This window comes from Shewanella atlantica (assembly GCF_003966265.1).
In the GTDB taxonomy this organism is placed as follows: Bacteria; Pseudomonadota; Gammaproteobacteria; order Enterobacterales; family Shewanellaceae; genus Shewanella; species Shewanella atlantica.
On the sequence record NZ_RXNV01000003.1, the window covers coordinates 495,529 to 521,230 of the forward strand.

Below are 25,702 nucleotides of genomic sequence, written 5' to 3' on the forward strand. Positions count from 1 at the left end.
AAAGATGTAATAACTATTCTCTTTTCGTGGTTAATTTAATACCGCTGGAGAAACGATTTACATACTGTAATTAAGGAGGTAACCTTGCCAGCCTTAATTTGAATGGATATTCACAGCAAATTTCAAATTGGATGAAATGAAAACTTATTGCAATTGTGCTAAACCGACAATTTAGAGTGAAAAAAGTGGCTGAAAAACAAACCCATAACATAAAAACGATACTGACATTTATTATTCCGTCATTAATAGGGCTATTACTATTTATGACACCTATCAGCTATCAGGACGCGATTACCATTCCTATCGCTATCGTTTCAAAAGGCCTGCAGGCTTTCCTTGGTGATGCAATAACAGCCATAGTGACTGGCGTGGTTGTTTTCACGGCCCTGGCATCTGTTATAACCAAATTATTGAAACCTGCACCTATCATTAACAATGCCTTTTTAAACGCTCTGCTCAACATTTCACCTATGTGGCTGTTCACCAGAATTTTAGGTGCTGTGTTTATCTTACTGACATTTTCAGGTGTTGGTCCGGAAGCGATTCGCTCCGGAGATACCGGCGCACTGGTCTTGAACGATCTACTTCCCGTGCTGTTTTGTGTGTTTATTTTCGCTGGAATGTTACTGCCACTACTGCTTAATTTTGGTTTGTTGGAGCTGTTCGGCACCATGCTAACCAAAATAATGAGGCCCGTATTCAATCTGCCGGGACGCAGTGCCATCGACTGTATGGCATCATGGCTTGGTGATGGTAGTGTAGGGATCTTAATGACGAGTAAGCAGTACGAATCTCGTTTCTATACTCAAAGAGAAGCTGCGGTTATCGGTACTACCTTCTCGGCTGTGTCTATTACCTTCTCTTTAGTGGTTATCTCGCAGGTCAAGTTAGAACACATGTTCGTCCCCTTCTACTTGACGGTTTGCCTGGCTGGTATTCTTGCCGCCATTATCGTTCCTAAACTGCCCCCCTTGTGTTGGAAGAAAGACAATTATATAGACAACACACCAAGACATCCCGATGACGAAGTGATCCCTGCCGGACACGGTGTTTTCTCATGGGGACTCGATCAGGCGCTCAACAAGGCATCGAAAGCAGGCGGGATCAAACATACGCTAACAGATGGCCTTAAAAATGTCATCGATATGGTATTTGGTGTCATCCCAGTTGTCATGGCCATAGGTACAGTTGCCTTGATCATCGCCGAATATACGCCGATATTTGATTACCTGGGTATGCCTTTCATCCCACTACTCGAGCTATTGCAAGTTCCTGAGGCGGCAGAGGCATCAAAAACCATAGTGGTTGGTTTTGCTGATATGTTTATTCCTTCGATTCTGGCGAGTTCAATTGAGTCAGATATGACTCGTTTTGTCATTGCGGCGATGTCAGTCACTCAACTTATCTACATGAGTGAAGTGGGTGCCCTGCTTCTTGGCAGTAAAATACCGGTCAATATTCTCGAGTTATTCGTCGTGTTTATTTTACGAACTCTGGTCACTTTACCTATCATTGCCGGTGTTGCTCATCTCATTTTCTAGATAGAAAGTTCCGAATAAAAGAGTGGCTTTGCCACTCTTTTTTTTATCCAATCACTTCGCCTCGCACTTTTACGATTTACTTCTAAACTTAAAGACTTAACAGACACAAATAATTAAAGAAAACTCAGCCAAATGAGAATCCACATCTTCATTTTGATATGGCTATTAGGGTGTTTGCCTCTCACTATGGCCAAACAGCCGAACTTCGACTTCTATGAAGCCGAAGATGGCCTGTCTATGAATACTGTCAACGACATAGTAACCGATAATGATGGATTTCTCTGGGCCGCGACTCAGGCTGGCCTCAATCGTTTCGACGGTAAAAAATTCAAAGTTTATAACGTCAGCAATAACCAATATGGACCAAGTGGAAAACACATCACCCGGCTGTTTTATGGACGAAAAAAGCAACTTTGGTTGCTGACAAAAAATGATGGAATAAACCAATATCATCCAGCTCACGATACCTTTAGCGCCTACAATCATTTAAACAGCCCGCTACCCGACACAGAGTTTACCGATCTCAGCCAAGACAGCGATGGCAATATATGGCTGGCAACAAAAGCCGATGGCCTTATTCATTACTCACCAACAGATAATAAAATTATTAATCGGTTTACCGATAACTCTCAAGAAAACGTTCAAGAAAAGAGCCAAACAAACAAGCTTATCAGTAATGGGATCACCCGGCTTTTTACCGATAAATTCGAGCGCCTATGGATAATATCGGACAGAGGTCTCTCATTGATGACCTCAGAATTAACCCTCACTCACTTTCCTCACGACAACACCTTAATCAAGGAGGAGATCACCAGCGTTGAAAGCGGACAGAGTAACACCCTCTGGATCGGGACCAAGAGTAAGGGGTTATTTTTATTAGATATCCACACTAGTAGTTTCAAGCGCATCGACACTGCAATTGGACTCGAAGGCAACCGAATAACCAGTTTAAAAAAAGACAGACTTGGTAAGCTCTGGATAGGATTAGAGAAAAAGGGGCTAGCAAGATACTCTCCCCAACATAAGACTATCGAGTTTTTCTCCGGTGCGGCTAAAAACCGCCAACAACTCAACAGCTCTCTGGTCACCTCTATGACCATAGACAGCGATCATCAACTGTGGATTGGCACTAAGGGGGGCGGGCTCAATAAAACCTTTCTGGATGCCGAAACTTTTGGTCATATGCACCCACAGAGTTTTGCCGATAACCACCTTAAGAACGGCAATGTCAGAAGCATATTCAGGGATCATCGACAGCAGCTTTGGGTAGGCACGGCCAAGGGGATATATCGGGCGCTGGAGAATAAAAATAATCAGATTATCGGCTTTAAACCTTTCATGGTACCGGGTTCCAGACTATCTCAGAGCTTTATCAGCTTCATGAGGGAGGACAAACAAAATCAGTTTTGGGTAGGCACACGAGGGGAAGGCTTGTTTATCTTCACTGCGGATAAACAGAGTTACATTCACTATAAACACAACCCAGCCAACAGCAATGGCTTACCCAGTGATCTTCTATTTAGCCTCTACTTCGACCGCGACAACAGTGCCTGGATAACGACTATGGATGCCGGCGTCGCAAAATATATCAGCGAAGCCAGAGGGTTCTCTCATTTTCGACATGACAAAAACAATGCTGACTCATTAGCAAGCAACGAAATAACTAACTTAATTCAAGACAAGGAAGGAAACTATTGGTTCACCTCCTACAACGCAGGGCTAACCCGATTATCCGTCGATGGGACCTTTACCCGCTTCAACACAGACACCCTGACAGGCTTTCCCGATGATCAGCTGATGTCTGTCTTCGTGGGAAAAAATGACACCTTATGGTTAGGTTCAAGTAATGGCATCTTCTCATTCAATTCCCGCACCCATGACACCCAACTCTTTAATACAGACAAGGGGCTCATCGGAAATCTCGCTTATCTGACTCTGATGGATAACAAACAAAACCTCTGGGTAGGTACGGCATCGGGCCTTAGTATGTTTAACACCCATGATTTTAGTGTTAAAAACTACACGAACATCGATGGACTTCAGGATAATGAATTTAATTTTGGAGCAGGTTTTATCGATGACGATAACCGCATCTACCTCGGTGGAATTAATGGTTTTAACCAATTCAGGCCAAACCAACTTCCCACACTGCACCCTCCCAGAGAGCCAAGAATTGATACCATATCGATTCTGAATAAAGACCAATCTAGTGAAATGCGGCATATAGACAGGTCAATACCTGAAGAGAGCCAACTTTCATTATCCCATCACGATGATATTTTCTCTCTCTATTATCTTAGTCCTGAGCTACATAGAGCCAATCGATTAACCTATGAATACAAAATGATAGGTTTGCATGATAAATGGATATCTGGCCATCCGGATCAAGTCGCCCGCTTCACGGGGATAGCATCGGGAAACTACACTTTTCTCTTAAGAGCCAAAGATATTAACGGGCAATACAGCCCGGTCAGACAGCTGGATATTCAAATACTTCCCACGCCCTGGCTTTCCTGGTGGGCTTACTGCCTATACATCACGGGAGTCATATCCTTATTGTTTTTGTTACTCTACTCTAAGTCGAAAAAATACCTTCAACAGAGTCGGTTACTTACAGAAATAGAGAAGAGTGAGCAGAGGCTTCAGCTGGCTTTATGGGGAAGCGGTGATGAATTTTGGGACTGGGATATCGATAACCGGGAGGTGATACGTAGTAATACCTTTCTGAAGTATCCCGATACTGAGACTCATCTGGATGACACTATGAAGCAATGTATTCATCCTGACGATTACGATGAAATTGCAGCAGAAATTGACCACTGCATGAATCGAGGCCAAGATAAATTTAAGTTGATGTACCGGTCGATACTGGGGGACGGAACCTGGTTATGGGTGCTGAACAGAGGCCAGGTGATCACCAGAGATCAGCTAGGTCAACCCACACGAATTGCCGGTACGATTAAAAACATTCAGGCTCAAAAAGATAATGAAGCTAGTTTAACAGCGCTAAATCTTGACTTAGAGGCCAGAGTGCAAGGAAGAACGAGTGAGCTTCAACATAAAAACGATGAACTGAAAGAGACACTCGAAGAGCTAAAGCAGACGCAAAGTGAACTGCTCGATAAAGAGAAGATGGCCACACTCGGTGGACTGGTCGCCAGCATCACACATGAAGTCAACACTCCTATCGGTATCAGTGTCACCGCTGCTTCACACCTTCAGACAAGTGTGCAGCTTTTTAATAAACATTACGCCGATGGCGAGGTGTCCCATGAAGATTTTGAAGAGTATCAAACTGAGGTTCATGATTGCTCAAAGTTAATACTCACCAACCTGGAGCGTGCATCCAAACTGATTAAGAGCTTCAAGCAGGTATCGGTCGACCAATCCCATGAAGAGATCCGGGAGTTTAACCTCAAGACCTATTTAGATGAGATATTTCTCTCCCTCAACCCTATGCTTTCCCGTACCGTGCATGAGTATGAATACACCTGTCCGGATGACCTTTTCATCAAGAGTAATCCGGGGGCCTTCTATCAAATAGTCAGTAATCTATTCAATAACTCCGTCATTCACGCATTCCACGATGGACACTCGGGCCACTTATCCCTACACATAATCAAGACAGATCATGGTGTCGACTTGACCTATCGGGATGACGGTTGTGGAATACCCACACAGGTTCAAGACAAAATATTTGACCCCTTCTTTACCACTAAGCGGGGTAAAGGAGGCAGTGGCTTAGGCATGAACATAGTCTATAACTTAGTGACGCAGATGTTAGGAGGTGAAATAACCTTACACTCAGAAAAGGATAAAGGATGTCAATTCACTATCTCCCTTCCTAAAAGCATTTTAGTTAATTCAAAATAATTCTCTTTTCAACCACTCTTGATTACTGGTATAAATATGTACAATACGGATTATTATTCTTTTGCTATGAACCGTTTATGAAACGTTTATGAAAGGAAGGAGCCTGGTATGAAGAGAAAAATATCGGAAATAATGAGCACCCGAGTCGTCACCATAGAGATGGATGACAGACTATCTGTTGCTAAAGAGATATTTGAAAATGCCCCCTTTCACCATCTACTCGTTATCGAAGACGATGAACTGCAAGGCGTCCTGTCCGAACGTGACTATTTACGAGCCTTGAGTCCCAACATTGGCAATATCAATGAAACGGAGCGAGATAGTGAGACTCTGCAGAGAAGGGCCCATCAAGTGATGTCGAGAAACCCTGTCACGATTGCGCCACATAAAACACTGAAAGAGGCCAGTCGACTGATGCTTGAGCACGATATAGGCTCTCTCCCCGTCTTGAAACGAGGAGAGATAGTGGGGATCATCACCTGGAAGGATCTATTAAGGGCCTATTCACATTAAGCATGTGTCAAGGCCCTCAGCTTCCGTTAGATAGCCCAACCACCCATATAGAAGACGACAAGCCCTAAGGTTATCGCTACCACACCCGGCTTTAATGCTCGCCATTCACCACTGGCGAGACGCCCGATGACTAACGTCACGAAGCCCAGCATAATACCGGTGACAATATTACAGCTTAAGATGATAAAGACCGCACAGGTAAGTCCAGCCATAGCATCAATTTTGTCATCAAAGTCCAGCTTGGTCACATTGCTGAGCATCAATAATCCGACATACATCAAGGCTGGCGCAGTGGCATAGGCCGGCACTAAATAACTTAAAGGTGCCAAAAACATCATCAGCAGAAACAGGATGCCAACGATTGTCGCTGTCAGGCCCGTTTTACCACCGGCCGCAGTACCCGCAGCAGATTCTATATATACGGCGGCAGGAGCACCACCGACGGCACCGGCAACGATACTACTGACAGAGTCAGAGGTCAGTGCTTTACCTCCACCAACAATATTATCTTTCTCGTCCAATAGTTCAGCTTGTCCGGCGACCGCGCGAATCGTGCCGGTGGCATCGAATATCGCGGTCATCACGAGTGCAAGCACTATCGGGAGAACGACAGGGTTCAACGCCCCCATAATATCCAACTGACCGATAAGTGATTGCTCAGACATTAGATTTGGCCAGGCAAAAAGACCTTGATATTGAACCGAAGGATCAAATATCAAACCAAACACAGACAGGGCTATGATAACCAGTAAAATGCCACCGGGAACACCGCGGCGCTCCAGGCCGATAGTCGCAGCTAAGCCGACAATCGTCGCGATAACAGGAAGACTATGAATATCACCCAGCTTTACCGGTAATCCCGCATCGTTGGCCACAATCAACTGCACACTATTAGTGGCAATCAACAATAAAAACAAGCCTATACCTATGCCCGTACCGTGAGCGATACCCTTAGGCAAGTTTGTCAGTACCCACTGACGAATGCCGGTAACACTGACTAAGGTGAATACAATTCCCATCAGGAAGATGGCACCAAGGGTGACAGGAATGGAGATCCCCTGCCCCAATACCATACTGAATGCGGTAAATGCCGTGAGTGAAATGGCACAACCAATGGCCATAGGTAAATTAGCCCACAAGCCCATTAACAGAGAGCCGAAAGAGGCGATTAAACAGGTCGCAATAAACACGGCCCCGGGGTCGAAACCTGCGGCACCCAACATATTAGGTACCACTATGACCGAATAGACCATAGCGAGGAACGTAGTTAAACCGGCTATCACTTCACACTTTATGGTGCTGCCACGCTGTGAGACTTTGAAATATCGGTCTAACACTGAAGTCGGCGCCGAGCCGGCAACTGATTGAGCAGTAGAGGGTTGAGCTGTTGATTCTTGAACTGTAGATTCTTGAGCTGTAGATTCTTGGGCTGTAGATAGTACTGGGGTAGGGCTTGTCTGTTCAGACTGCATAATATTATACCTTATTGATCTCTTAAATTTTGGAAGGCTATGGCAGGTGAGAGCCCCGCAAAAAGCGGGTGAGAGATCCACTAATACTTTTCTGTATTTATAGTGACCTGCAAGTTTTAACACTATTTTTAAACACGAGTCGATTTAACTCAAATAGTATATACACAATCGTTTTGCAACGATCGCCTTAACACTCCTGGTTTGAAACCTAGAGTGCTAACGGTATGAAACGATGCCAATAGTTTCATTCCATCAGGATTGATATTTCCTTCCATCAAGAACAGATTATCCACTGACAACACAGCCTTTGTTGGCGGCGGATTCTACAGCAATAGTGAGATAGCACAAAGAGGATTGAGAACAAACTGTGATTTAAACAATTAATTTGCGGTGAATTTTTTAATCGGTAAATGAACTCAATAGTTTTGATATCTGTTGCTCGTTAAGACCAGTGATCACCATGTTTGCCCCTAAGCCCATCTGAATGGTTAATCACTTTCTCATCAAGCATGATAAGCATACGTTGACCAATATGATGGCTGGTGGCCGCAAAGAGCTTCTCGCCACCAGCAGGCGTTAATTGCAGATGCAGACTAGTCGGGCTATGGGGCTCAACAGAAGCGATATCTTCGTTGCTAATAATTGCCGGTCGCAGTAACTGCAGGGATTGACCCATGTAGCTCACCGTGTTTAACACACGTTCGTCTTTTTTGTCTGTTACCAGGTAGAAGGCTAGCTGAGCCTCCTCTGTCTGAGAATGATTTTGCGTGTCCTCCCCTCCTTTGTGAATGCTACAAGCCGTATTGATAAAGAGAGAGAGAGCAATAAGGTAAGCCAGATGGTAGAAAAACCTTTCATAAATGTCCCAAAAAACCGATTTAAACAGGAATATAAAAGATAACCTCTTCGGCTCACTGCCCATACAGCTATCATAGAATCCGCAACAAACTCCTCCCCCCTTTCGTCTTATTCATATTTTTTCACAATTTAACTAAAACCATTCATTGCAGGCATTACAGCTATTCACAATCATACTCTATATTAGATATATCAGAGATAAGATCATCAAAGAGAGTCCGTTATGGCACAACAAGAAGCCTCAGAATCAGCAAAACAAGTGAAATCGAAAGAGCTTAAGGCCCTTAGTTTCATCATATTCCTGCTTTTCCCAATCCTTACCATCACAGGTATTAGTGCCTACGGATTTATTATCTGGATGATCCAGGCATTTGGTGGCGTCGTCGCCCATTAACTTTCCCTGACACGTTCAGTCAAAAACAAATTTAAGATTTATAAAGGATGCTGTTATGAAGTGGTTTATCAATATTTGGCGCACACTCAACAAGCCAGCCAAATTCCTAACCTTAGGTACGGTCAGTTTATCTGCCTTCCTGATGGGCATCATTTTTTGGGGTGGTTTCAATACCGCACTAGAGATGACCAATACCGAAGAGTTTTGTATTAGCTGTCACAGTATGGAAAGCAAGCCATACCAAGAGCTACAGGAAACCGTTCACTGGTCAAATCATTCCGGCGTTCGCGCAACGTGCCCGGATTGTCACGTACCACATAACTGGAGTCGCAAGATAGGCCGTAAGATCGAAGCATCTCACGACATGTGGGGCTGGTTACTGCAAACGGTCAACACCAGTGAAAAGTTCGAAGCTAAACGCTTAGAGATGGCAAGCCGCGAATGGAAGCGTTTCGACCGTGATAACTCGCTTGCGTGTAAAAACTGTCACAACTACGACTCGATGAAGTGGGACAGCATGTCCAAGCTGGCTCAGAAGCAGATGAAACGAGCGGCAGAGCTGGATCAGAGCTGTATCGATTGTCATAAGGGTATCGCCCATAAACTTCCGGACATGGGCACATCCCGTGCACCAGAACTGATCGCCCAGGTAGGTTCAGGCGAAAGCGCACCACAGGCTGAGCAAACTTACTTTACCGCGCTGACTAAGCCACTTTTCTACAACGACAAGACCGATGTAGAAGCCGGCACCCTGAACATAGCAACTAAGGTCAAAGTATTAGAGAGCAAGGGTAATCGAGTAAAAATAGGCATCGATGGCTGGCGTAAGAAGATTGGCGCGGGTCGTGTGATCTACTATGACTTCGGACTTAATATTCTCTCAGCACAACTAACCAAAGATGCGGCGCTGGAAGAGGGTGTCATCGAGACCTTCGAAGAGAAGGAAGACCCGATGACAGGTCTTAAGTGGCAACGTGTTGAGGCACAGATCTGGACAGACAAAGACTATCTTGTAACAGACCTTCAGCCACTTTGGGACTATGCCCGTGATACTTACACCACCAGCTGTAGTGTATGTCACACGCAGCCCGATGAAGCACATTTCGATGCCAACACCTGGCCGGGAATGTTCCAGGGCATGATAGCGTTCGTCAATATGGATCAGGATACCCAGGCGCTGGTACAGAAATACCTGCAAGAGCATTCATCGACGTTTGACAAGTCAGCGCACTAATAAGTTAAGGACACGAATAATGAACAGAAGAGACTTTCTAAAAGGCTTAGTATCAACATCTTATGTTGTGCTCAGCGGAGCCTCAGTACTCGCTCCACTCAATGCCTTAGCCGCGTCTGGCGCCAAGTCAAAAGATGGCTGGTTAACGACAGGTTCGCACTTCGGTGCGTTCAAGATGAAGCGTAAAAATGGCGTGATTGACCAGGTAAAACCCTTCGACCTTGATAAATATCCAACGGATATGATCAATGGTATTAAAGGTCTGGTTTATAACCCATCTCGCGTTCGCTACCCTATGGTACGCCTGGATTTCCTGCTTAAGGGACACAAGAGCGACACCACACAGCGCGGTGATTTTCGCTTCGTACGTGTAACATGGGACAAGGCCCTTCACCTACTTAAAGACTCACTCGATGAAGTGCAGAGCAAGTATGGACCATCGGGGCTGCATGCAGGCCAAACCGGCTGGCGCGCCACGGGGCAGCTGCATTCGAGCACCAGCCATATGCAACGCGCCATAGGCATGCACGGCAACTTTGTGAAAAAAGTGGGCGACTACTCAACGGGTGCTGGGCAAACCATTCTGCCTTACATCTTAGGTTCCACCGAGGTCTATGCACAGGGGACATCCTGGCCACTGATCCTCGAAGAATCGAACACCATTATTTTATGGTCAAACGATCCTTACAAGAACCTTCAGGTAGGTTGGAACGCAGAGACTCACGAGTCATTTGCCTACCTTGCTCAGCTGAAAGAGAAAGTTAAGCAGGGCAAGATCCGCGTCATCAGCATCGATCCCGTCGTCACCAAGACACAGAAGTACCTGGGCTGTGAACAGCTTTACGTTAACCCACAAACCGACGTTGCCTTAATGCTGGGCATTGCCCATGAGATGGTGACCAAGAAGCTGCACGATGAGAAGTTCATCGAAGGCTATAGCCTGGGCTTCGACAGATTCCTTCCTTACCTCATGGGTGAGAGTGACGGCGTAGCTAAGACACCTGAGTGGGCAAGCGAGATCACCGGCGTGTCGCCAGAGATCATCCGTGATTTAGCTAAGGTGATGACCAAAGGCCGCACTCAGATGATGATGGGCTGGTGTATCCAGCGCCAGCAACATGGCGAGCAGCCCTATTGGATGGCGGCGGTGCTGGCTACCATGATAGGCCAGATTGGTCTGCCTGGCGGCGGCATCAGTTATGGCCACCACTACTCAAGCATCGGTGTACCCTCTTCAGGTGCCGCGGCGCCGGGTGCCTTCCCGCGTAATTTAGACGAAGACCAAAAGCCACTGTTCGATAGCAATGACTTTAAAGGCGCAAGCAGTACGATTCCTGTTGCCCGCTGGATCGACGCCATCATGGAACCGGGAAAGACTATCGATGCCAATGGCTCGAAAGTCACCTACCCCGACATCAAGATGATGGTGTTCTCGGGCAACAACCCATGGAACCATCATCAAGACAGAAACAAGATGAAACAAGCTTTCCAGAAGCTTGAATGTGTAGTCACCATAGACATGAACTGGACTGCTACCTGTCGTTTCTCCGATATTGTACTGCCGGCCTGTACGACGTTCGAGCGTAACGATATCGATGTCTATGGCAGTTACGCGAATCGCGGTATTCTCGCCATGCAGAAGATGGTTGAGCCACTGTTTGAGAGTCTCTCCGACTTTGAAATATTTACCCGTTTCGCCGCCGTCATGGGCAAAGAGAAAGAGTACACCCGTGGCATGACAGAGAAAGATTGGCTCATTAAGCTATACGATGATTGTAAGGCAGCCAATGCCGGTAAGTTTGATATGCCGGACTTCGAGTCCTTCTGGAAAGAGGGTTATGTTCACTTCGGTGAGGGTAAGCCATGGACACGTCATGCAGCATTCAGGGACGATCCTGAGATCAATCCTCTCGGTACCCCTTCGGGTCTGATTGAGATATTCAGCCGTAAGATCGCTCAATTTGGTTACGATGACTGCCCAGGTCACCCGACATGGATGGAAAAGCTAGAGCGTAGCCACGGCGGACCCGGATCTGAAAAGTTCCCCGTCTGGATGCAGTCTTGCCATCCCGACAAGCGGTTACACTCTCAGATGTGTGAATCTAAAGAGTATCGTGAAACCTATACAGTACAGGGCCGTGAGCCGGTGTACTTAAGTCCTGTCGATGCGAAAAAACGTGGCATCAAAGATGGCGATATCGTGCGTGTATTTAACGAACGTGGTCAGCTACTCGCTGGCGCAGTTGTCAGCGACAGCTTCCCACAGGGTGTCATACGTATCCATGAGGGTGCCTGGTATGGCCCCGTCGGCGAAGATGGCAGCAAAGAGGGCGGCGCAGAAATTGGTGCCCTTTGTAGCTACGGCGATCCGAATACCCTGACACAGGATATCGGTACCTCAAAACTTGCTCAGGCCTGCTCTGCCTATACTTGTCTGGTTGAATTTGAGAAATATCAGGGTAAAGTACCCGAAGTAAGTTCTTTCAATGGACCTGTTGAGACACAGATATGAATAGAGAGCCGGTAACAGACAGTGCTATCAATCAGGCAAGGGGGATGGTCTATCAACTGCTATCTTCCCTGTTTGCTAAAGAGGTCGATCATCAACTTCTGCATGAGCTCACCAGTGAACAGGCTCAAGGCTTCTGGGCACAACTCGCCAGCGAGTCGGCGTTTAAGGCCGATGTAGATACTCTTGTATCGGTACTCAGTGAGCTGAAGTCGGATAAAGCCCTGCTGGAACTTGCCGCCGATTACTGTGGTCTGTTTCTGGTCGGTACCAAGCACAGCGCCTCTCCCTACGCGAGCCTCTATCTGGAGGACGCAGAGGGAGGTAGCACTGATGAGCCAACCCTGTTTGGAGAGCAGCATCAACTGATGCTGCAGTTCTTGAAACAGAGTCAGCTTCAGGTGCAGAGCAGCTTTCCGGAACCGGCCGATCATCTGGCCGTGATCCTGGCTTATGCCGCGCACCTTTGTAATACCGCTGATGAGGCTGCACAACTCGAATTTATCGAGTCGTACCTCAATAACTGGGTCGGAAACTTCGCCGCTAAGGTGACTCAATGTGATAGCGGCCAGTTTTACAGTGCGCTCACCCGCTTAACACAGAGCTGGATACAGGCCGAAGTGACAGGTCTGCGGGCAGAGCAGTAAAGCTGTTGCTAGTTGCTAGTTGTAGGAAGAGAATATAGAAAGCGCCTGGGTCTCCCGGCGCTTTTTTTATTTAACCTGAACTGATGTTAACAAGTCTTAGATAATGAGTGCCGGGTTATTTAAGCTCCCGCTCTCCCAAAATGAAATGTCGATATCCCCACACCAGCAGGTGCAACAGCAGCAAGCCTGAGAAGCTCACACAGAAAAACAGCAAGGCGATGGACTCGACGACTAAGGGCTGCTCATAATAGAAGCAGAACCATAGCGGCCAGCTTATCAAAGAGAGTATGGTGAGCTGCCACATGCATGTTTTACAACGACCTATCTTCTCTTTAAACACAGATGTGTTGCAAAAACGACACCCCATCTCAACCTCATTCTTTATCAAACTATTTATCAAACTGATCAACAAACTATTTATCAAATCAGGTCAATGATACTCAGTAATAAGACAAGCACAAAGCGCTTTATCTCTTACAGATCCAACACGTGATTCACTTTATTAAAAGTTAATTGAAATGGGTCCAGAAACCTACTCCCCTCCCCACCACTCACCTTAGTAGTAGATAAATTGATCTTTATCAAGGAAGGGACAAGTAGAATGCACCTTATAACACTAACTGCTAATCCATAGTCTACTGTTACAGCATTGTTAATTTCACACGTTAACCAACCGGAGAAAATATAAACAAGAACTAAACCTTTCGCGATTGCAAATAAATCGTATTAAAACAGATTGTTAAGGAGAGACAAAATGAACAAAAAGTTTCTAATTTCCGGGCTATTCGCTTCGTTATTTCTATTTGCCGGTTGTAGTGGAGATGACGGTGCCGATGGAGCAGCGGGTCCAGCCGGGCCCGCCGGAACAGATGGCGTCGATGGAACGGATGGCGCCGACGGAGCCGATGGTGTAGGCGGAAGTACTCTGCCTCTACCAACTTTAGAGGGACATAATGGCGATCATGGCACCATCATGGCATATGACGTACAAGCGGCCTATAACGGTGACACCTTCTTCTGGCGCTTATCTTATCGAGGCAATGAAGGTAAACGCCATCAATATTTACGCTATGACGGCACCGCCTGGCAGAAGGAGGGTGGTGACAGGCGTGATGCTCAGGCGACGATAGACGGTGATGTTGATCAGGGCGACATGGGGCTGCTATCTACCATCTATGAGCAACGCACCTCTATCATGCTTAGCGATCCAGCTCGTGCGGAATCTGCGGGAGCCTTTGGTGAACAGGGTTGTTTCCTCACCTGTCATGACGACAGCCGTCATATGCCTCAGTGGACATCGGCGAACGGCCACGACGGTAAGTATATTTTACCAGACGATGCAGGCGCCGAAGGTGATATAGCCGCCGATCTATGGCATTGGCGTGGCGCCAGAAGTAACCCTATTGCCATGGCCGACGACCAGTGGATCAAGACCACTGACTTCCCCGGCGGCGGTGGCGGTAATGCTCCTGGCGATGGTTCAGATAACGGTGGACGTAAAGGCGACGGAGGTCAAAGTGTATTCTTCAACCAGGGCCTCGATGTCGATGGCAACCCACAATACCTGCTGGATCCTACGACCACATTCGGAGAGCGTACTTTCGCCTGGAGCGATTTCTGGACCACGCCCTTCTATTACATGAGCATGCCTGATGCTGCGCAGCTGGGACACACTACACCTAATCCACTTGCCGTTCCTTATGCCGATGTTTCCGGCGATTTCGTTCCTGTAGATGGTGATACTGTACCTAGACGGATTCTAAGGGCCGGTGCGGGTAGCCGAGCGGATATCACCGCATACGGAACAAGCTACACCCCTGAATCGGGTGATGGCAATTTAGGAGTATGGAACGTTCAGATGCAGCGAGCGCTTGATACCGGTAGTGCTACCGATGATATAGCCATGGTAGCAGGTGGCACTTACGATGCAGGTTTCGAAGTACACCTCTGGGAATACACCACCCGGGATCACTATGTATCTTTCCCTCAGAAGATCACCTTAGGTGACCTTGGCGTTCCAGGTGCAATCGTTGCTCAATCTCTTGCGGGTACCGGTCGGGATACATTGCCAAACTGGAGTGCGATACCAGCGACACGTATCTGGTTGTTCCAACCAGGAATCAATAGTATAGAGTTCTTAAATGGTGCAAATGCTACTGCAGGTCTAATCTATACCGATCCGGTCACGGGAAGCCCTGTCGATCAGGTTCATGGTGGAGCAGGAAGCGTTGTGGCCGGCGCCGCATGTAGCGATTGTCATAACGTGCTAGCGAATGATCCGACACCGCCACCACTATTTGATGCGGGCTCGATGGAGAACTTAACCAGACAGCGTGGTGGCGTCTGGGCCGATACTCCCGTCGATTAGTAATCGATTAAGTATTAGTCATACTGAAGTAAAAACATAAAGGGTATTATCTGTGTAATAGGACAGGTATAACATCTGCCCAGTGTAGACAGATAAAATGCCTGAATAAAATTAAAATCCTCTTGCTTCGCAGGGGGATTTTTTACCCCTCACAGATTATCGAATGTGCTATTAGCAACCTGTATAAACCCACACAAAACCTGTTCCATTTAACGCCTCGAACCTGGCTTCTTGCCACCGGACGCTCTTCGCTTGGCTCTCTGTTTCTGCGCCGCTTTACTGTTCTTTCGGGTAACGGGCTCGGCTTTGGTCAAATCGGGCTCAAACCCCGGCAACCATTGCTGGGGCAATCTTGAGTCCAGCAGTGCTTCAATTTCCTCGAGCAGCAATGCATCGTCTTCACTGTACAAGGTGACGGCAAGGCCTGAATTACCCGCACGACCGGTGCGGCCAATTCGGTGAATATAGTCTTCGGCGATAAAGGGCAGCTCATAATTCACCACCACCTTCAGATCATCGACATCGAGTCCCCGCGCCGCAACGTCGGTTGCGACCAATACCTGAATGTCTTCTTGCTTAAACTGCTGCAATACTTTTTCTCTTGCCGCCTGCGACAGGTCCCCATGAAACGCCTGCGCCTTAATGCCGCCCTTAACCATCTTCGCGGCGATATTATCGGCGCCCTGCTTTTTGCGGCTGAATATCAACACTTGCTGCCACTGCTTTGACTTGACCAGGTGACAGATAAGCTCACTCTTCCTGTCGGCATCGACGGCATAAACGACCTGCTCCACTTTAGCGGCTAGCGTATTACGTTTATCCACCTCAATCAGCTTAGGGTCTTGCTGCAGACGTTTACTCAGGGCAAATACACTTGGATCAAATGTGGCGGAAAACAGCAGGGTCTGCCTTTTAGAGGGTACCTGTTTTAAAATGGCATCAATTTCATCCTTAAAGCCCATATCCAACATGCGATCGGCTTCATCGAATACCAAAAATGCCAGCTGTTTCAATGTCAGCGAGCCGCGCCTGAGATGATCCAAGAGACGGCCGGGCGTCGCCACCAGAATATCGACACCCGCTTTTAAGACATCGGCTTGAGCATCGATACTCACACCGCCGTAGACAATGGCGGTATTTAAGCCTGCGCCTTTACCGTACTTAGTGAAACTTTGATGGACCTGCAGCGCGAGCTCTCTGGTTGGTGTCAGCACCAATGCCCGAACAGGCTTCATATTCACGGTTTCACCAGTCCCGCCGCTGGCCACGGGGCTGTCACTGAGCTTTTGCAAAATGGGCAAGGCAAATGCGGCGGTTTTCCCGGTTCCCGTTTGTGCGCCGGCCATAATGTCTTGTCCTGCTAAAATAACCGGAATGGCTTGAGCCTGTATCGGCGTAGGCGCTGAATAGCCCAGCTCGGATAAGAGGGTAACAAGCTCTCGATTCAAAGCCATAGATGAAAAAGACATGACACTACACCACTGGAATACGACAAAATAATTGCCGGGCAGTTTAACAGAATTCCCTCATCGGTGAGAATCTCATATTACGTGCCGTTAACTGAAAAGTGAAAGGAGGGGCAAGCCCCTCATCAGGTTATGGCGTAAGTTGTTTCTCCAGCTCATCGATTGACTCTCGATACAACTGCAACACTTGTTGGTGCTCACTTACCTCGTAGACCTCCCCCTCCAACGCCTTGCACAGCTCAGCCATGGCGGTAAGGCCCATACTCGCACTGCTCCCCTTGAGCGCATGTAGCAGCGTTCCTGTATGAGTCGGATACTCACCTAAGGCCTGTATTTGAACCTGGCTGGACTCTCTATACAGCTCGAGCATCTCAGTGACCGCATCGAGTCCGAGATATTCGATATCCTGCTGTATCTGACTCAGATCGAGTAGTGACTCACTCTTATGAATGTTTGCACTCTTGTGGACATTTGCGCTTACATCAGGCCCTCCCCCCTCGGTACCGCCATGGGAAGGTGAAGATGCCTCTTTAGAGGATTGGATTTTAGCGACGCCTATCCAAGCGGCCAGCGACTGCATATTCAGCGGTTTACCCAGTACGATATCGAAACCGGCCCTCTGATAGCTGACAATATCATCGGCCTGGATCTGTGCCGTAAATGCTGCAATCTCTAACCGGTGAGATGCCTGTTTATTGATATGCTGCAACTCTTCGAGCAGCTCTACCCCGGATCCGTCCCCCAACTGAATATCCAGCATGATGGCATCAAACCCTTTAGCCGTATCCGCGCGGTATAACTCGCGCGCTTCAGCGCAGCTATTGGCAAGGGTGGACTCGTGACCTAAGTGCGCCAGGAACCCCTGCGCCACCATGGCATTCACTTTATTATCTTCGATGACCAGAACCTGTTTCTTACTCACCTGGTCCAATACTTGATCGCAGGGAGTGACCGCTTGCTTGCATACATGCAGAGGCAGGCTAAAGCCGAAGCAGCTGCCCTTACCCACTTCACTTTCCACCCAAAGCATAGCGCCCGTATCAAACCTGTGACCATCTTCACGTACTGATACTACAGCATCCCCTTCAGCAGCCTGACACATCAACTCCACCAGCTCTTTACTGATGGCCAGCCCTAAGCCGGTTCCTCTTGAGCGCCCAAGATTAGGTTGCGAACTATAGGCCTTAAACAGCTGGGTTTTGGCATCAGGACTGATCCCTACCCCGGTATCTATCACCTCGAAACAGAGCCGATCTCCCTCGATATAAACTTTCAGACGCACCTCCCCCTCAGGGGTAAACTTGATGGCATTACCCAGCAGGTTAAACAGAACCTGCCTCAACTTGGGGCCATCGATACTGATACACTGTGGCAGTTGAGGGCTATCCAGTATCAGCTTTAACCCTGCTAACCCGGCGCCGGCCAACATGATCGCCACGACCTCATCGAGCAGATCGTTAATGGCAACCGGGCGGCATTCATTAGTCAGCTTCCCTTGTTCGAGGCGGGAGAAGTCTAAGATATCGTTTAACACCGTTTGCAATAGTGTGCCGCTATATTGCGACAGGGCTAACATCTGCTTTTGAGCTATGGGTAGGTCTGAATGACTGAGCAAGGTCAGGGTACCCAATAATCCATTGAGCGGCGTTCGAATTTCATGGCTCATGGTGGCAAGAAACAGCGACTTGGCTTGGTTGGCCTGCTCTGCCATCGTTCGAGCCTGAGCATGACCCTTGGCCTCGGCATCCAGCTGTCTGTTTGCTATCGCCAGCTCCTGAGTTCGCGCCTCGACGGTGATTTCCAACGCCGCCTTATGTTCGGTCAGTTCGGCGGCACTGTCCCTCAACTCAGCCTGTAACTTCTGGTTATGGGCCGTCTTCTGTTTGAATGCCTTCAACGCATTAGCCATCGCCGTCAGCTCATCATCACCATGTGAATTAATCGTCACCTGGGTATCCCCCAGACTCAGTCGGGACAAGGCTTCGGTGGCTTCGTTTAACCTCAGTGCAATCCCTTTGTATATCACCTTGTAGATGACTAATAATATCACCAGGAACATAAGAACTCCGGTGCTCCACAGACCCGCCTTAGCCCAGGACAGCTGCTGCAGATAATCGATTCGGGCAAGTTCAGCTTGTTGCTGCTGTGTAGCCATCGCATTGTCGACGGCCTCGTTGAGTCCATACAATTTATCGGACAGCGCCTGTAGTTGTTTGTCCTGCTCTTTTAGCAGCTGAGAGTATTGTTTTTGTGCAGCCAGTCCCTGAGACACCTGACGCAATATAACCAGCTCCTTATCGAGCTCCTGTGCCCGGGCAGGGTCCCTGATTAAGCCCTTGAGCAGTTCCAGAGCCATCAAGTCAACTTTGGGACCGATATTGAACATTGGAGATGACGTTGGAGAAGTCGATGACGGAGCTAAAGGCTGGATCTGATATGAGCTGCTCATTGCCGGCATTTGCGACATACCGCTGAGTACTTTTAACAGCCCGGTCTCCTGCTCGGGAGACTGAAGTAGCTGGCCTACCAAGGCAATATTATGGATCAGTTTCAGGGCTCGATTGAGTCGCTCTTGAATATCTAAGTCTTGTTCGATAACGGTATCGAGCAGATAAGCACTCTTAGAATTCCCGGCAACCTCGGGATACGCCAGACTCAATTTAGCCAGGATGGCAGAATCGACCACGGCCAACTCGGCTTCCAGTAATGTCGTACTATGGCTTGCCGCCCTGGCCAATGCTTCCCCCTGGGTGGAGAGCTGCCCGGCCACGGCCAGGCGTTTACCCACTTGCAGGCCTAACTGGGACATATCATGAATAATCTCGCCGGCAGATAACTCTAAACGACGGGCACTCTGCACCTCAAGCACCTTAAGACTCGCTATCGCCCCCAGCATGTTGGCACTGTTTATCGACAGAGTTCGCCCGATAAACTGCCTCTGTGGCTCTTCCTCTACCCTACCCAAAGCGGTGGCATTTTCGGCCAATGCATTTGAAGATTGAACCAGTGAACGTGCGGCTTGAGAAGCCGGAAGCGCTTCATCATAGAGGTATTTATCGGCTAACTTAACCCAGTAGAGGCTCAGGCTGCCCAGAGAGACTAAGAGCAATAACAGGAAACCCAGCAGGCAGAATGCCAACATCAGGCGGCCGACCAGACTTTTTCTGGATAGTGATAAATTACTCACTCATATTCCTTCTATGATTTAATGATACAAATATGCTTTAAATATCAAACTTGAAATAATACAGATGGTGATAAATGACTCACTCATATTTTTTCCATGTTTTAATGATACAAATATGCTTTAAATATCAAACTCGAATTTATACAGATGGTGATAAATGACTCACTCATATTTCTTGAATGTTTTAATGATACAATGCTATTTAGATATAAAACTCAAAATGACGCAGGTCCATGATTGTGAAACAGTGCCTACAGAGCAAAATAAACTCATTTATAATCTGTTTATTGCCGCTTTTTTTTACGGTGAACGTACATAGCACGCCGTCCTCATTAAACTGGTCATTAGAGCAACGCACTCCCTATAATGCCAAAATTCAACACGCTTCAGCTCTGAATTATCATCCTCTTAAAAATACCATAAAGCCATGGAAAATATGCGCCTTAGTGCCTCATCTTAAAGATGCCTATTGGATTGGCATCGATTACGGCTTAGTTCAACATGCTAAAGCGCTCAATATCAAACTCGAGCTATTTGAGGCTGGGAGTTATTATGGAAAAAAGAAGCAGTTAAGCCAACTATCTCACTGCATGAGCCATGACTACGACGCTATTTTACTCGGCAGTGTCGACCCTAAGCTTTTATCCTATTACTACGACCCTATCACTAAGCCTGTCATCGCGCTGGTTAACCGAATCGACAGCCCGAAAATTAAGACCCGAGTCGGCGTCAGCTGGTATCAGATGGGCTGGCATGCCGGTCACTTCATTAAAGATCAGGTAGAAAATACCCGTTCTGAGACGCGTAATGGCGAGGAGCCAGCCAAAACGACCCTCGCCCTGTTGACCGGTCCCGAAAAACAGGGAGGCAGTGATTGGGTCGAACAGGGGATCATGGCCGCCCTCGAGAATAGTCTGGTGACAGTTTCATCCATTCGCCACGCGGATAACAACCGTAATCTCTACCGGGATCAACTGCATCACCTGCTTAACGATCAAACCCCAGACTATATCTTAGGCAGCGCCGTCGCTATCGAAGCCGCCATAGGTGAAATACAACATAAAAAGGTCGCGGAGCGGGTAAAACTGGTCAGCAGCTATCTATCCCCCGCCGTACTGCGTGGTTTATTCAGAAATAAAGTTGCCTTCAGTAGCGATGATTTAGTTGTGCTGCAGGGAAAACTGGCCATAGATATTATGGTGAGGGTACTGGAAGGCGCTGGGGAGTTTGGAGATATCGGCCCCGCCATTCAGATGCTACAAAAAGATGTGCTAAACGATAACATTTTAAGCGACAGCCTGGCTCCCGCCGAGTTTTATCCCATTTACAGAGTTAACTAAAGGCAGAGTTAACTAAAGGCAGAGTTAACTAAAAAATCATAAGTTATAAGTCGTAAGTTTTAAGTGGTAAGTAAAAGCAGTCGACTTACAGCATAAAACTTACAACTTATGGCTGACGCTTAACCATCCACCGAGGCTGAGAACAGGTACCCTTCGCCGTGTACGGTGACAAACAGCTCCGCATCGAGCTTGTTTCTCAGTCGTCTGATGATCACATCTATGGTTCTGTCATTCACATCCTGATTGCGATGACTCGTCTGCTGCATTAAACGCTCCCGAGACAACACTTGCTGTGGATGAAGGGCAAATGCCGCTAACAACTCAAACTCGGCCTTAGTCAGCTTTATCAATTCATCGCCATAGCGCAATTTACGACTGTTAAGCTCGAGCACATAATTATCGAAGGCAATCTCATCATCTTTCTGGTCGAGTTGCTCGACCACGGCTTTCTCCGCTTTCTTTACTAACGACATCCGCCAAAGCAGATTCTTAACCCTGACGAGCAGCTCTCGCAGTTCGAAGGGCTTAGTCACATAATCATCGGCACCCATCTCGAGACCAATGATCTTATCGATAGCTTCATCACGCCCGGTCACCAGGATGATGCCGACATCGGAGCGGCTGCGTAACTCTCTGGCCAGACTCAAGCCGTCGACGCCGGGAAGATTGATATCTAACATAACCAGATCGATGTGCTGACGATTGAACTCATTCCACATCTGTTCGCCATCTTGAGCCTCATGAACCCGATAGCCCTCTTTCTCAAAATAACCTTTCAATCTTGCGCGAATGACAGCTTCATCATCAACAACCAGTACGTTATACGCCACGGTAACTAACCCCACCTCTGAACACTCCCTACATTATTCACATTTTCTCATATTTGCATATAAGCAATGCGTAAAATATTCCCGCTTAATGGCATTTATTGTTCAATTTTTAGCGCTGAGATCAATGAAAGCAGATTTATAGTCGTAGATTTTTTACTCTGACTATAAACTGGCTTATGCTTATGCCTAAGCGTATAAATTTTTTCAAGATCTTTTCTGACAACCAGATTAAGGATAGCGTATGGATGAGAGACGTCAGTTTTCCCGTATATTATTTGATACTAAAGCCAGCCTTACACAGGGCATCAATATATGGACCACGAAAATTCATGACTTAAGCCTGAACGGTGCCTTAGTCGAAGAGCCCGCCGATTTCGCTATCGGTAATGGAGCCCTGTTCCTCAGCTTCTCCCTGCCCGACTCAGATATCGAGTTAACCATGGAAGCCGAACTCGCTTATAAGGAAAAGGGACAACTGGGATTAAGCTGCATCCATATCGACGTCGACAGCATCAGCCATCTACGCCGGATGCTGGAACTGAACCTGGGGGACTCGGCCCTACTTAACAGGGAGCTGGAACACTTCATCGATGTGCACGATAGAAAAGACTAACCAATCAACATCCGCCACCTTCGAATGAAGGTGGTTTTACATTTAAGTCTGTTTCTTTGAGATTGGGTGGATGGTTGAAGGTTTAACCTTCATGGCTATTTATCACCTGCGGTGAGCTTACGTGTAAGCAATCTCTCGGTACGATGACTCTTGATTTCAAAAGAGTCATCCTTGGGCGCTCTGCGATTTCAAACAACGTCCATGTTTAAATGCCATTTCGATATCCCTACCTCTCGCTCGGAAAGTGTCACTTAGTAATACCTCGCCCTGAAATCGAAGTCCTCGATCTCACTTACACCTAGTAATTTATCTCTTCGATTATATAAACTCTCGGTTTCTCCAGACAAAATGGCCATTGCCACACAGAAGTACTACTGATAAATTACTAAAATAATTATGAATAAGTTTCACTCTTGCGATTGAATAACAATCCGCGGGGTGTTTATCGGAATTCACGCCAATACGCTATGAAGTTGCATATGGATGATTCAGATTCTGTATTAAGTCACAAAATATGGTTAACCATTTTAAGTGCGTTGATTTTAATACCGTGCTTCTATTCCGTTATGGGTATTTATGGTTCATTTGACACCAACAACCCTAGGCATAATGAAGGGCTTTTGGTAGCAGGCGTTATGTTTTTGTACTCATCAATTGTCTGGTTGTCGTACTTATATGTATTATTTAAAGCACGCAACACTGTAAAACTCAAATTCAAACTACTAACAGCTATACCATTCAGTATAATGTTAGTTTGTTTTTTCTATGCTTTATAATACAACTTAACAAACTGTTTAATAAAGAATAAAGCACTGTTAGTTGTATTTCGTTTCTCAAAATTTTACCCAACAATATTTTGCCCATTAACGAAGGTGTAAAAGCTCCAAGTTACCCACACTTAGTAGACATGGTAATCCCCCCGAAAAACCACGGTGTTCATAAGTAGAATTTTCTCGTAATCTGTAACTAAGAACCTAAATCGAAGAGAAGAACATTCAGGTGCGAACGCGGCTGTGACCTTCCGTGACAGGGATGTCACGGCAGAGCCCACAGGGATTGTGCTTGCGGCGTGTCACAGAAGTGTTTGCACATTCGGCGAGCCGCAGGCTATAGAGTCAAACGAGCCTATGGTTTGCACAAAGCGATCAAACATCAAATCAGCCAAATGAAACCTGAAAAAATTAATAGAGTTAATTTATTAACTCAAGCAACTCATGGATAGTCTTTACCGGATTGATCTTAGCCCCTAACCCTTCCATCGACTTGTGGTAGTTGCGGAAAGGAATAAATACTTCGGTAAATCCATGTTGAACCGCCTCTTTCACCCGCGGCACGCCGCTATCTATCGGGCGGACATCGCCATTCAGGCTTAGCTCCCCCATGATGCAGGTGGTTCTTGGGACAACGAAATCATTTAGGCTGCTTAGCAGGGCGGTGACCAACGCCAGATCAATACAGGTTTCTGACTCATCGATTTTTAAGCCACCGACTAAGTTGAAATAGGTATCGTGAAAAATCTTCGTTTTGGTGTGTTTACGCAAGATCCCCGTCAGCATCTTGATGCGGTTCATATTTAACCCGACACAGACTCGCTGGGGGAACTCACCCTCAGTTTCTGTGGTTAAGCACTGGATTTCCAGCAGCAGGTTACGATTGCCTTTACGAATACAGGTAATGGCCGCCCCCGGAGACTGGGTGGTCGAGCCGGAGAGGAATATTTCACTGGGGTTATCGACACTGAGCATGCCGCGTTCGGTCATCTTGAAGATCCCGACGGTGTCGACATCTCCGAAACGGTTTTTATTGGCTCTGAGGGTACGCACCTGACCGTCGTTGCACTCCAGGTGGGTAAGACAGTCGACGATATGAATCAAGGTCTGTGGGCCGGCGGTTTCATTATTTTTATTCACATGTGCCACGAGGAACATGGTGACGTTATTCTGCTTGCAGTATTGCGTCAGTGCCTGAGCGCTGCTTTTAACTTGCGAGGGGGAGCCCGGGCTACCATTGGCTAAGTCGGTCACCACCGCCTGAATCGAGTCAATCACAGCAAACTTAACCTGCTTCGCCTCGAGTTCGGCAATAATGGCTTCGACGCTCGTTTCCGCCATCAGATACAGGTTATCTTCATTGCAGTTTAACTTAAGACGATTCACACGGTTTTTAAACTGTGACAACGACTCCTCAGCAGTACAGTAGAGTGAAGGCATCAACTGCGACATGCGAGAGACGAGATCGGATAATATGGTGGTCTTACCCGCCCCAGGGTCACCGGAGATAATATTCACCGAGCCGGTAGTTAAACCGCCACACAGAACCCGGTCAAGTTCGCCTATGCCTGTTAGCATCTTTTCGGCTTCAACTTCCTTAACTTCATTTAGCTTCTTAGAGCCTCCACCAACGGCACCGGCATAACCCGACACTGAGGCGCCGGCAGACTTAACCGCACCTAATCGAACTTCGGTGATGGTATTCCATTCATGACATGCACTGCACTGGCCTTGCCATCTGGGAAAGTCCTGACCACATTCATTACACACATATGCTGTTTTATTTTTAGCCATAGCTCTTTTATTAGGAAGATAGATTATCAGCGATTACCGAGGGCCGATTATGACCTAAGATATCAGCTTGAGAAAGCGACTTTTCCATTGCAGCCCATTTCCTCAGGACTCAAGTGGGAATCAACAAGCCGAAAGCTAAATGATAGTGACTAATAATAAGGAGTTATAATATGATGGTCGCGGTAATTAGCCATCAAGAAGTGCCGTTAGCTGCCGACATAATACTATCAGCAATACAATGCTATCATCGACATAGCATTAACCTTAGCTAGAATACGTCCATAAGAAGAAGC

17 protein-coding genes are annotated in these 25,702 nt (G+C 47.1%); 10 read left to right on the forward strand and 7 right to left on the reverse strand.

The window, feature by feature from the left end; genetic code table 11:
* The first annotated feature begins 185 nt into the window (after positions 1-185).
* From EKG39_RS10710 to EKG39_RS10720, 3 genes are all read left to right on the forward strand, one after another.
* The gene (locus EKG39_RS10710; RefSeq protein ID WP_126505730.1) at positions 186-1,541 is read left to right on the forward strand and encodes a YjiH family protein; all 1,356 of its coding nucleotides are present in this window, start codon (positions 186-188) and stop codon (positions 1,539-1,541) included.
* A 186-nt stretch (positions 1,542-1,727) separates the two neighbouring features.
* On the forward strand, positions 1,728-5,414 hold the full coding sequence (locus tag EKG39_RS10715) for a two-component regulator propeller domain-containing protein (RefSeq protein ID WP_246028473.1): 3,687 nt from the start codon (positions 1,728-1,730) through the stop codon (positions 5,412-5,414).
* 108 nt (positions 5,415-5,522) lie between these two features.
* Positions 5,523-5,927 (forward strand): CBS domain-containing protein, encoded by a 405-nt coding sequence (locus tag EKG39_RS10720; RefSeq protein ID WP_126505732.1) that lies wholly within the window; start codon positions 5,523-5,525, stop codon positions 5,925-5,927.
* A 26-nt stretch (positions 5,928-5,953) separates the two neighbouring features.
* Here the strand turns inward: EKG39_RS10720 and EKG39_RS10725 are convergent, their stop codons facing one another.
* Both EKG39_RS10725 and EKG39_RS10730 read right to left on the reverse strand, forming a co-directional pair.
* The gene (locus tag EKG39_RS10725) at positions 5,954-7,399 is read right to left on the reverse strand and encodes an NCS2 family permease (protein ID WP_246028474.1); all 1,446 of its coding nucleotides are present in this window, start codon (positions 7,397-7,399) and stop codon (positions 5,954-5,956) included.
* A 442-nt stretch (positions 7,400-7,841) separates the two neighbouring features.
* Positions 7,842-8,321 carry a hypothetical protein gene (locus EKG39_RS10730; protein ID WP_126505733.1) on the reverse strand — a complete coding sequence of 160 codons (480 nt, stop codon included), beginning with the start codon at positions 8,319-8,321 and terminating at the stop codon, positions 7,842-7,844.
* A 159-nt stretch (positions 8,322-8,480) separates the two neighbouring features.
* Here EKG39_RS10730 and torE point away from each other — a divergent pair, with 159 nt between their 5' ends.
* The 4 genes from torE to torD are packed head-to-tail and all read left to right on the forward strand — an operon-like array spanning position 8,481 to position 13,041.
* On the forward strand, positions 8,481-8,651 hold the full coding sequence (gene torE / locus EKG39_RS10735; RefSeq protein WP_126505734.1) for a trimethylamine N-oxide reductase system protein TorE: 171 nt from the start codon (positions 8,481-8,483) through the stop codon (positions 8,649-8,651).
* A gap of 55 nt (positions 8,652-8,706) precedes the next feature.
* On the forward strand, positions 8,707-9,885 hold the full coding sequence (torC, locus tag EKG39_RS10740; RefSeq protein ID WP_126505735.1) for a pentaheme c-type cytochrome TorC: 1,179 nt from the start codon (positions 8,707-8,709) through the stop codon (positions 9,883-9,885).
* A 19-nt stretch (positions 9,886-9,904) separates the two neighbouring features.
* Positions 9,905-12,397, forward strand: coding sequence for a trimethylamine-N-oxide reductase TorA (gene torA / locus EKG39_RS10745; protein ID WP_126505736.1), 2,493 nt, complete (start codon positions 9,905-9,907; stop codon positions 12,395-12,397).
* On the forward strand, positions 12,394-13,041 hold the full coding sequence (torD, locus tag EKG39_RS10750) for a molecular chaperone TorD (RefSeq protein WP_126505737.1): 648 nt from the start codon (positions 12,394-12,396) through the stop codon (positions 13,039-13,041). The genes torA and torD overlap by 4 nt, the downstream gene beginning before the upstream one ends.
* A gap of 115 nt (positions 13,042-13,156) precedes the next feature.
* Here torD and EKG39_RS10755 read toward each other — a convergent pair whose 3' ends face one another.
* Positions 13,157-13,408, reverse strand: coding sequence for a DUF3624 domain-containing protein (locus EKG39_RS10755; protein WP_126505738.1), 252 nt, complete (start codon positions 13,406-13,408; stop codon positions 13,157-13,159).
* 387 nt (positions 13,409-13,795) lie between these two features.
* Here EKG39_RS10755 and EKG39_RS10760 point away from each other — a divergent pair, with 387 nt between their 5' ends.
* Entirely contained in the window at positions 13,796-15,409 is a 1,614-nt protein-coding gene (locus tag EKG39_RS10760) for an ethylbenzene dehydrogenase-related protein (protein WP_126505739.1), read from the forward strand.
* A 209-nt stretch (positions 15,410-15,618) separates the two neighbouring features.
* Here the strand turns inward: EKG39_RS10760 and EKG39_RS10765 are convergent, their stop codons facing one another.
* A complete protein-coding gene (locus tag EKG39_RS10765) occupies positions 15,619-16,878 on the reverse strand; it encodes a DEAD/DEAH box helicase (RefSeq protein ID WP_126505740.1) in 1,260 nt (419 codons plus the stop codon).
* A 127-nt stretch (positions 16,879-17,005) separates the two neighbouring features.
* The gene (torS, locus tag EKG39_RS10770) at positions 17,006-20,062 is read right to left on the reverse strand and encodes a TMAO reductase system sensor histidine kinase/response regulator TorS (protein WP_126505741.1); all 3,057 of its coding nucleotides are present in this window, start codon (positions 20,060-20,062) and stop codon (positions 17,006-17,008) included.
* A 233-nt stretch (positions 20,063-20,295) separates the two neighbouring features.
* On the opposite strand from torS, the gene torT reads away from it, so the two are divergent.
* On the forward strand, positions 20,296-21,402 hold the full coding sequence (gene torT / locus EKG39_RS10775) for a TMAO reductase system periplasmic protein TorT (protein WP_185817570.1): 1,107 nt from the start codon (positions 20,296-20,298) through the stop codon (positions 21,400-21,402).
* A gap of 119 nt (positions 21,403-21,521) precedes the next feature.
* On the opposite strand, the gene torR is transcribed toward torT, so the two are convergent.
* On the reverse strand, positions 21,522-22,232 hold the full coding sequence (gene torR / locus EKG39_RS10780) for a two-component system response regulator TorR (protein ID WP_126505839.1): 711 nt from the start codon (positions 22,230-22,232) through the stop codon (positions 21,522-21,524).
* 241 nt (positions 22,233-22,473) lie between these two features.
* Here torR and EKG39_RS10785 point away from each other — a divergent pair, with 241 nt between their 5' ends.
* On the forward strand, positions 22,474-22,845 hold the full coding sequence (locus tag EKG39_RS10785) for a PilZ domain-containing protein (protein ID WP_126505742.1): 372 nt from the start codon (positions 22,474-22,476) through the stop codon (positions 22,843-22,845).
* Positions 22,846-24,035: 1,190 nt separating this feature from the next.
* Here EKG39_RS10785 and radA read toward each other — a convergent pair.
* The gene (gene radA / locus EKG39_RS10790; RefSeq protein WP_126505743.1) at positions 24,036-25,409 is read right to left on the reverse strand and encodes a DNA repair protein RadA; all 1,374 of its coding nucleotides are present in this window, start codon (positions 25,407-25,409) and stop codon (positions 24,036-24,038) included.
* Positions 25,410-25,702 lie beyond the last annotated feature (293 nt).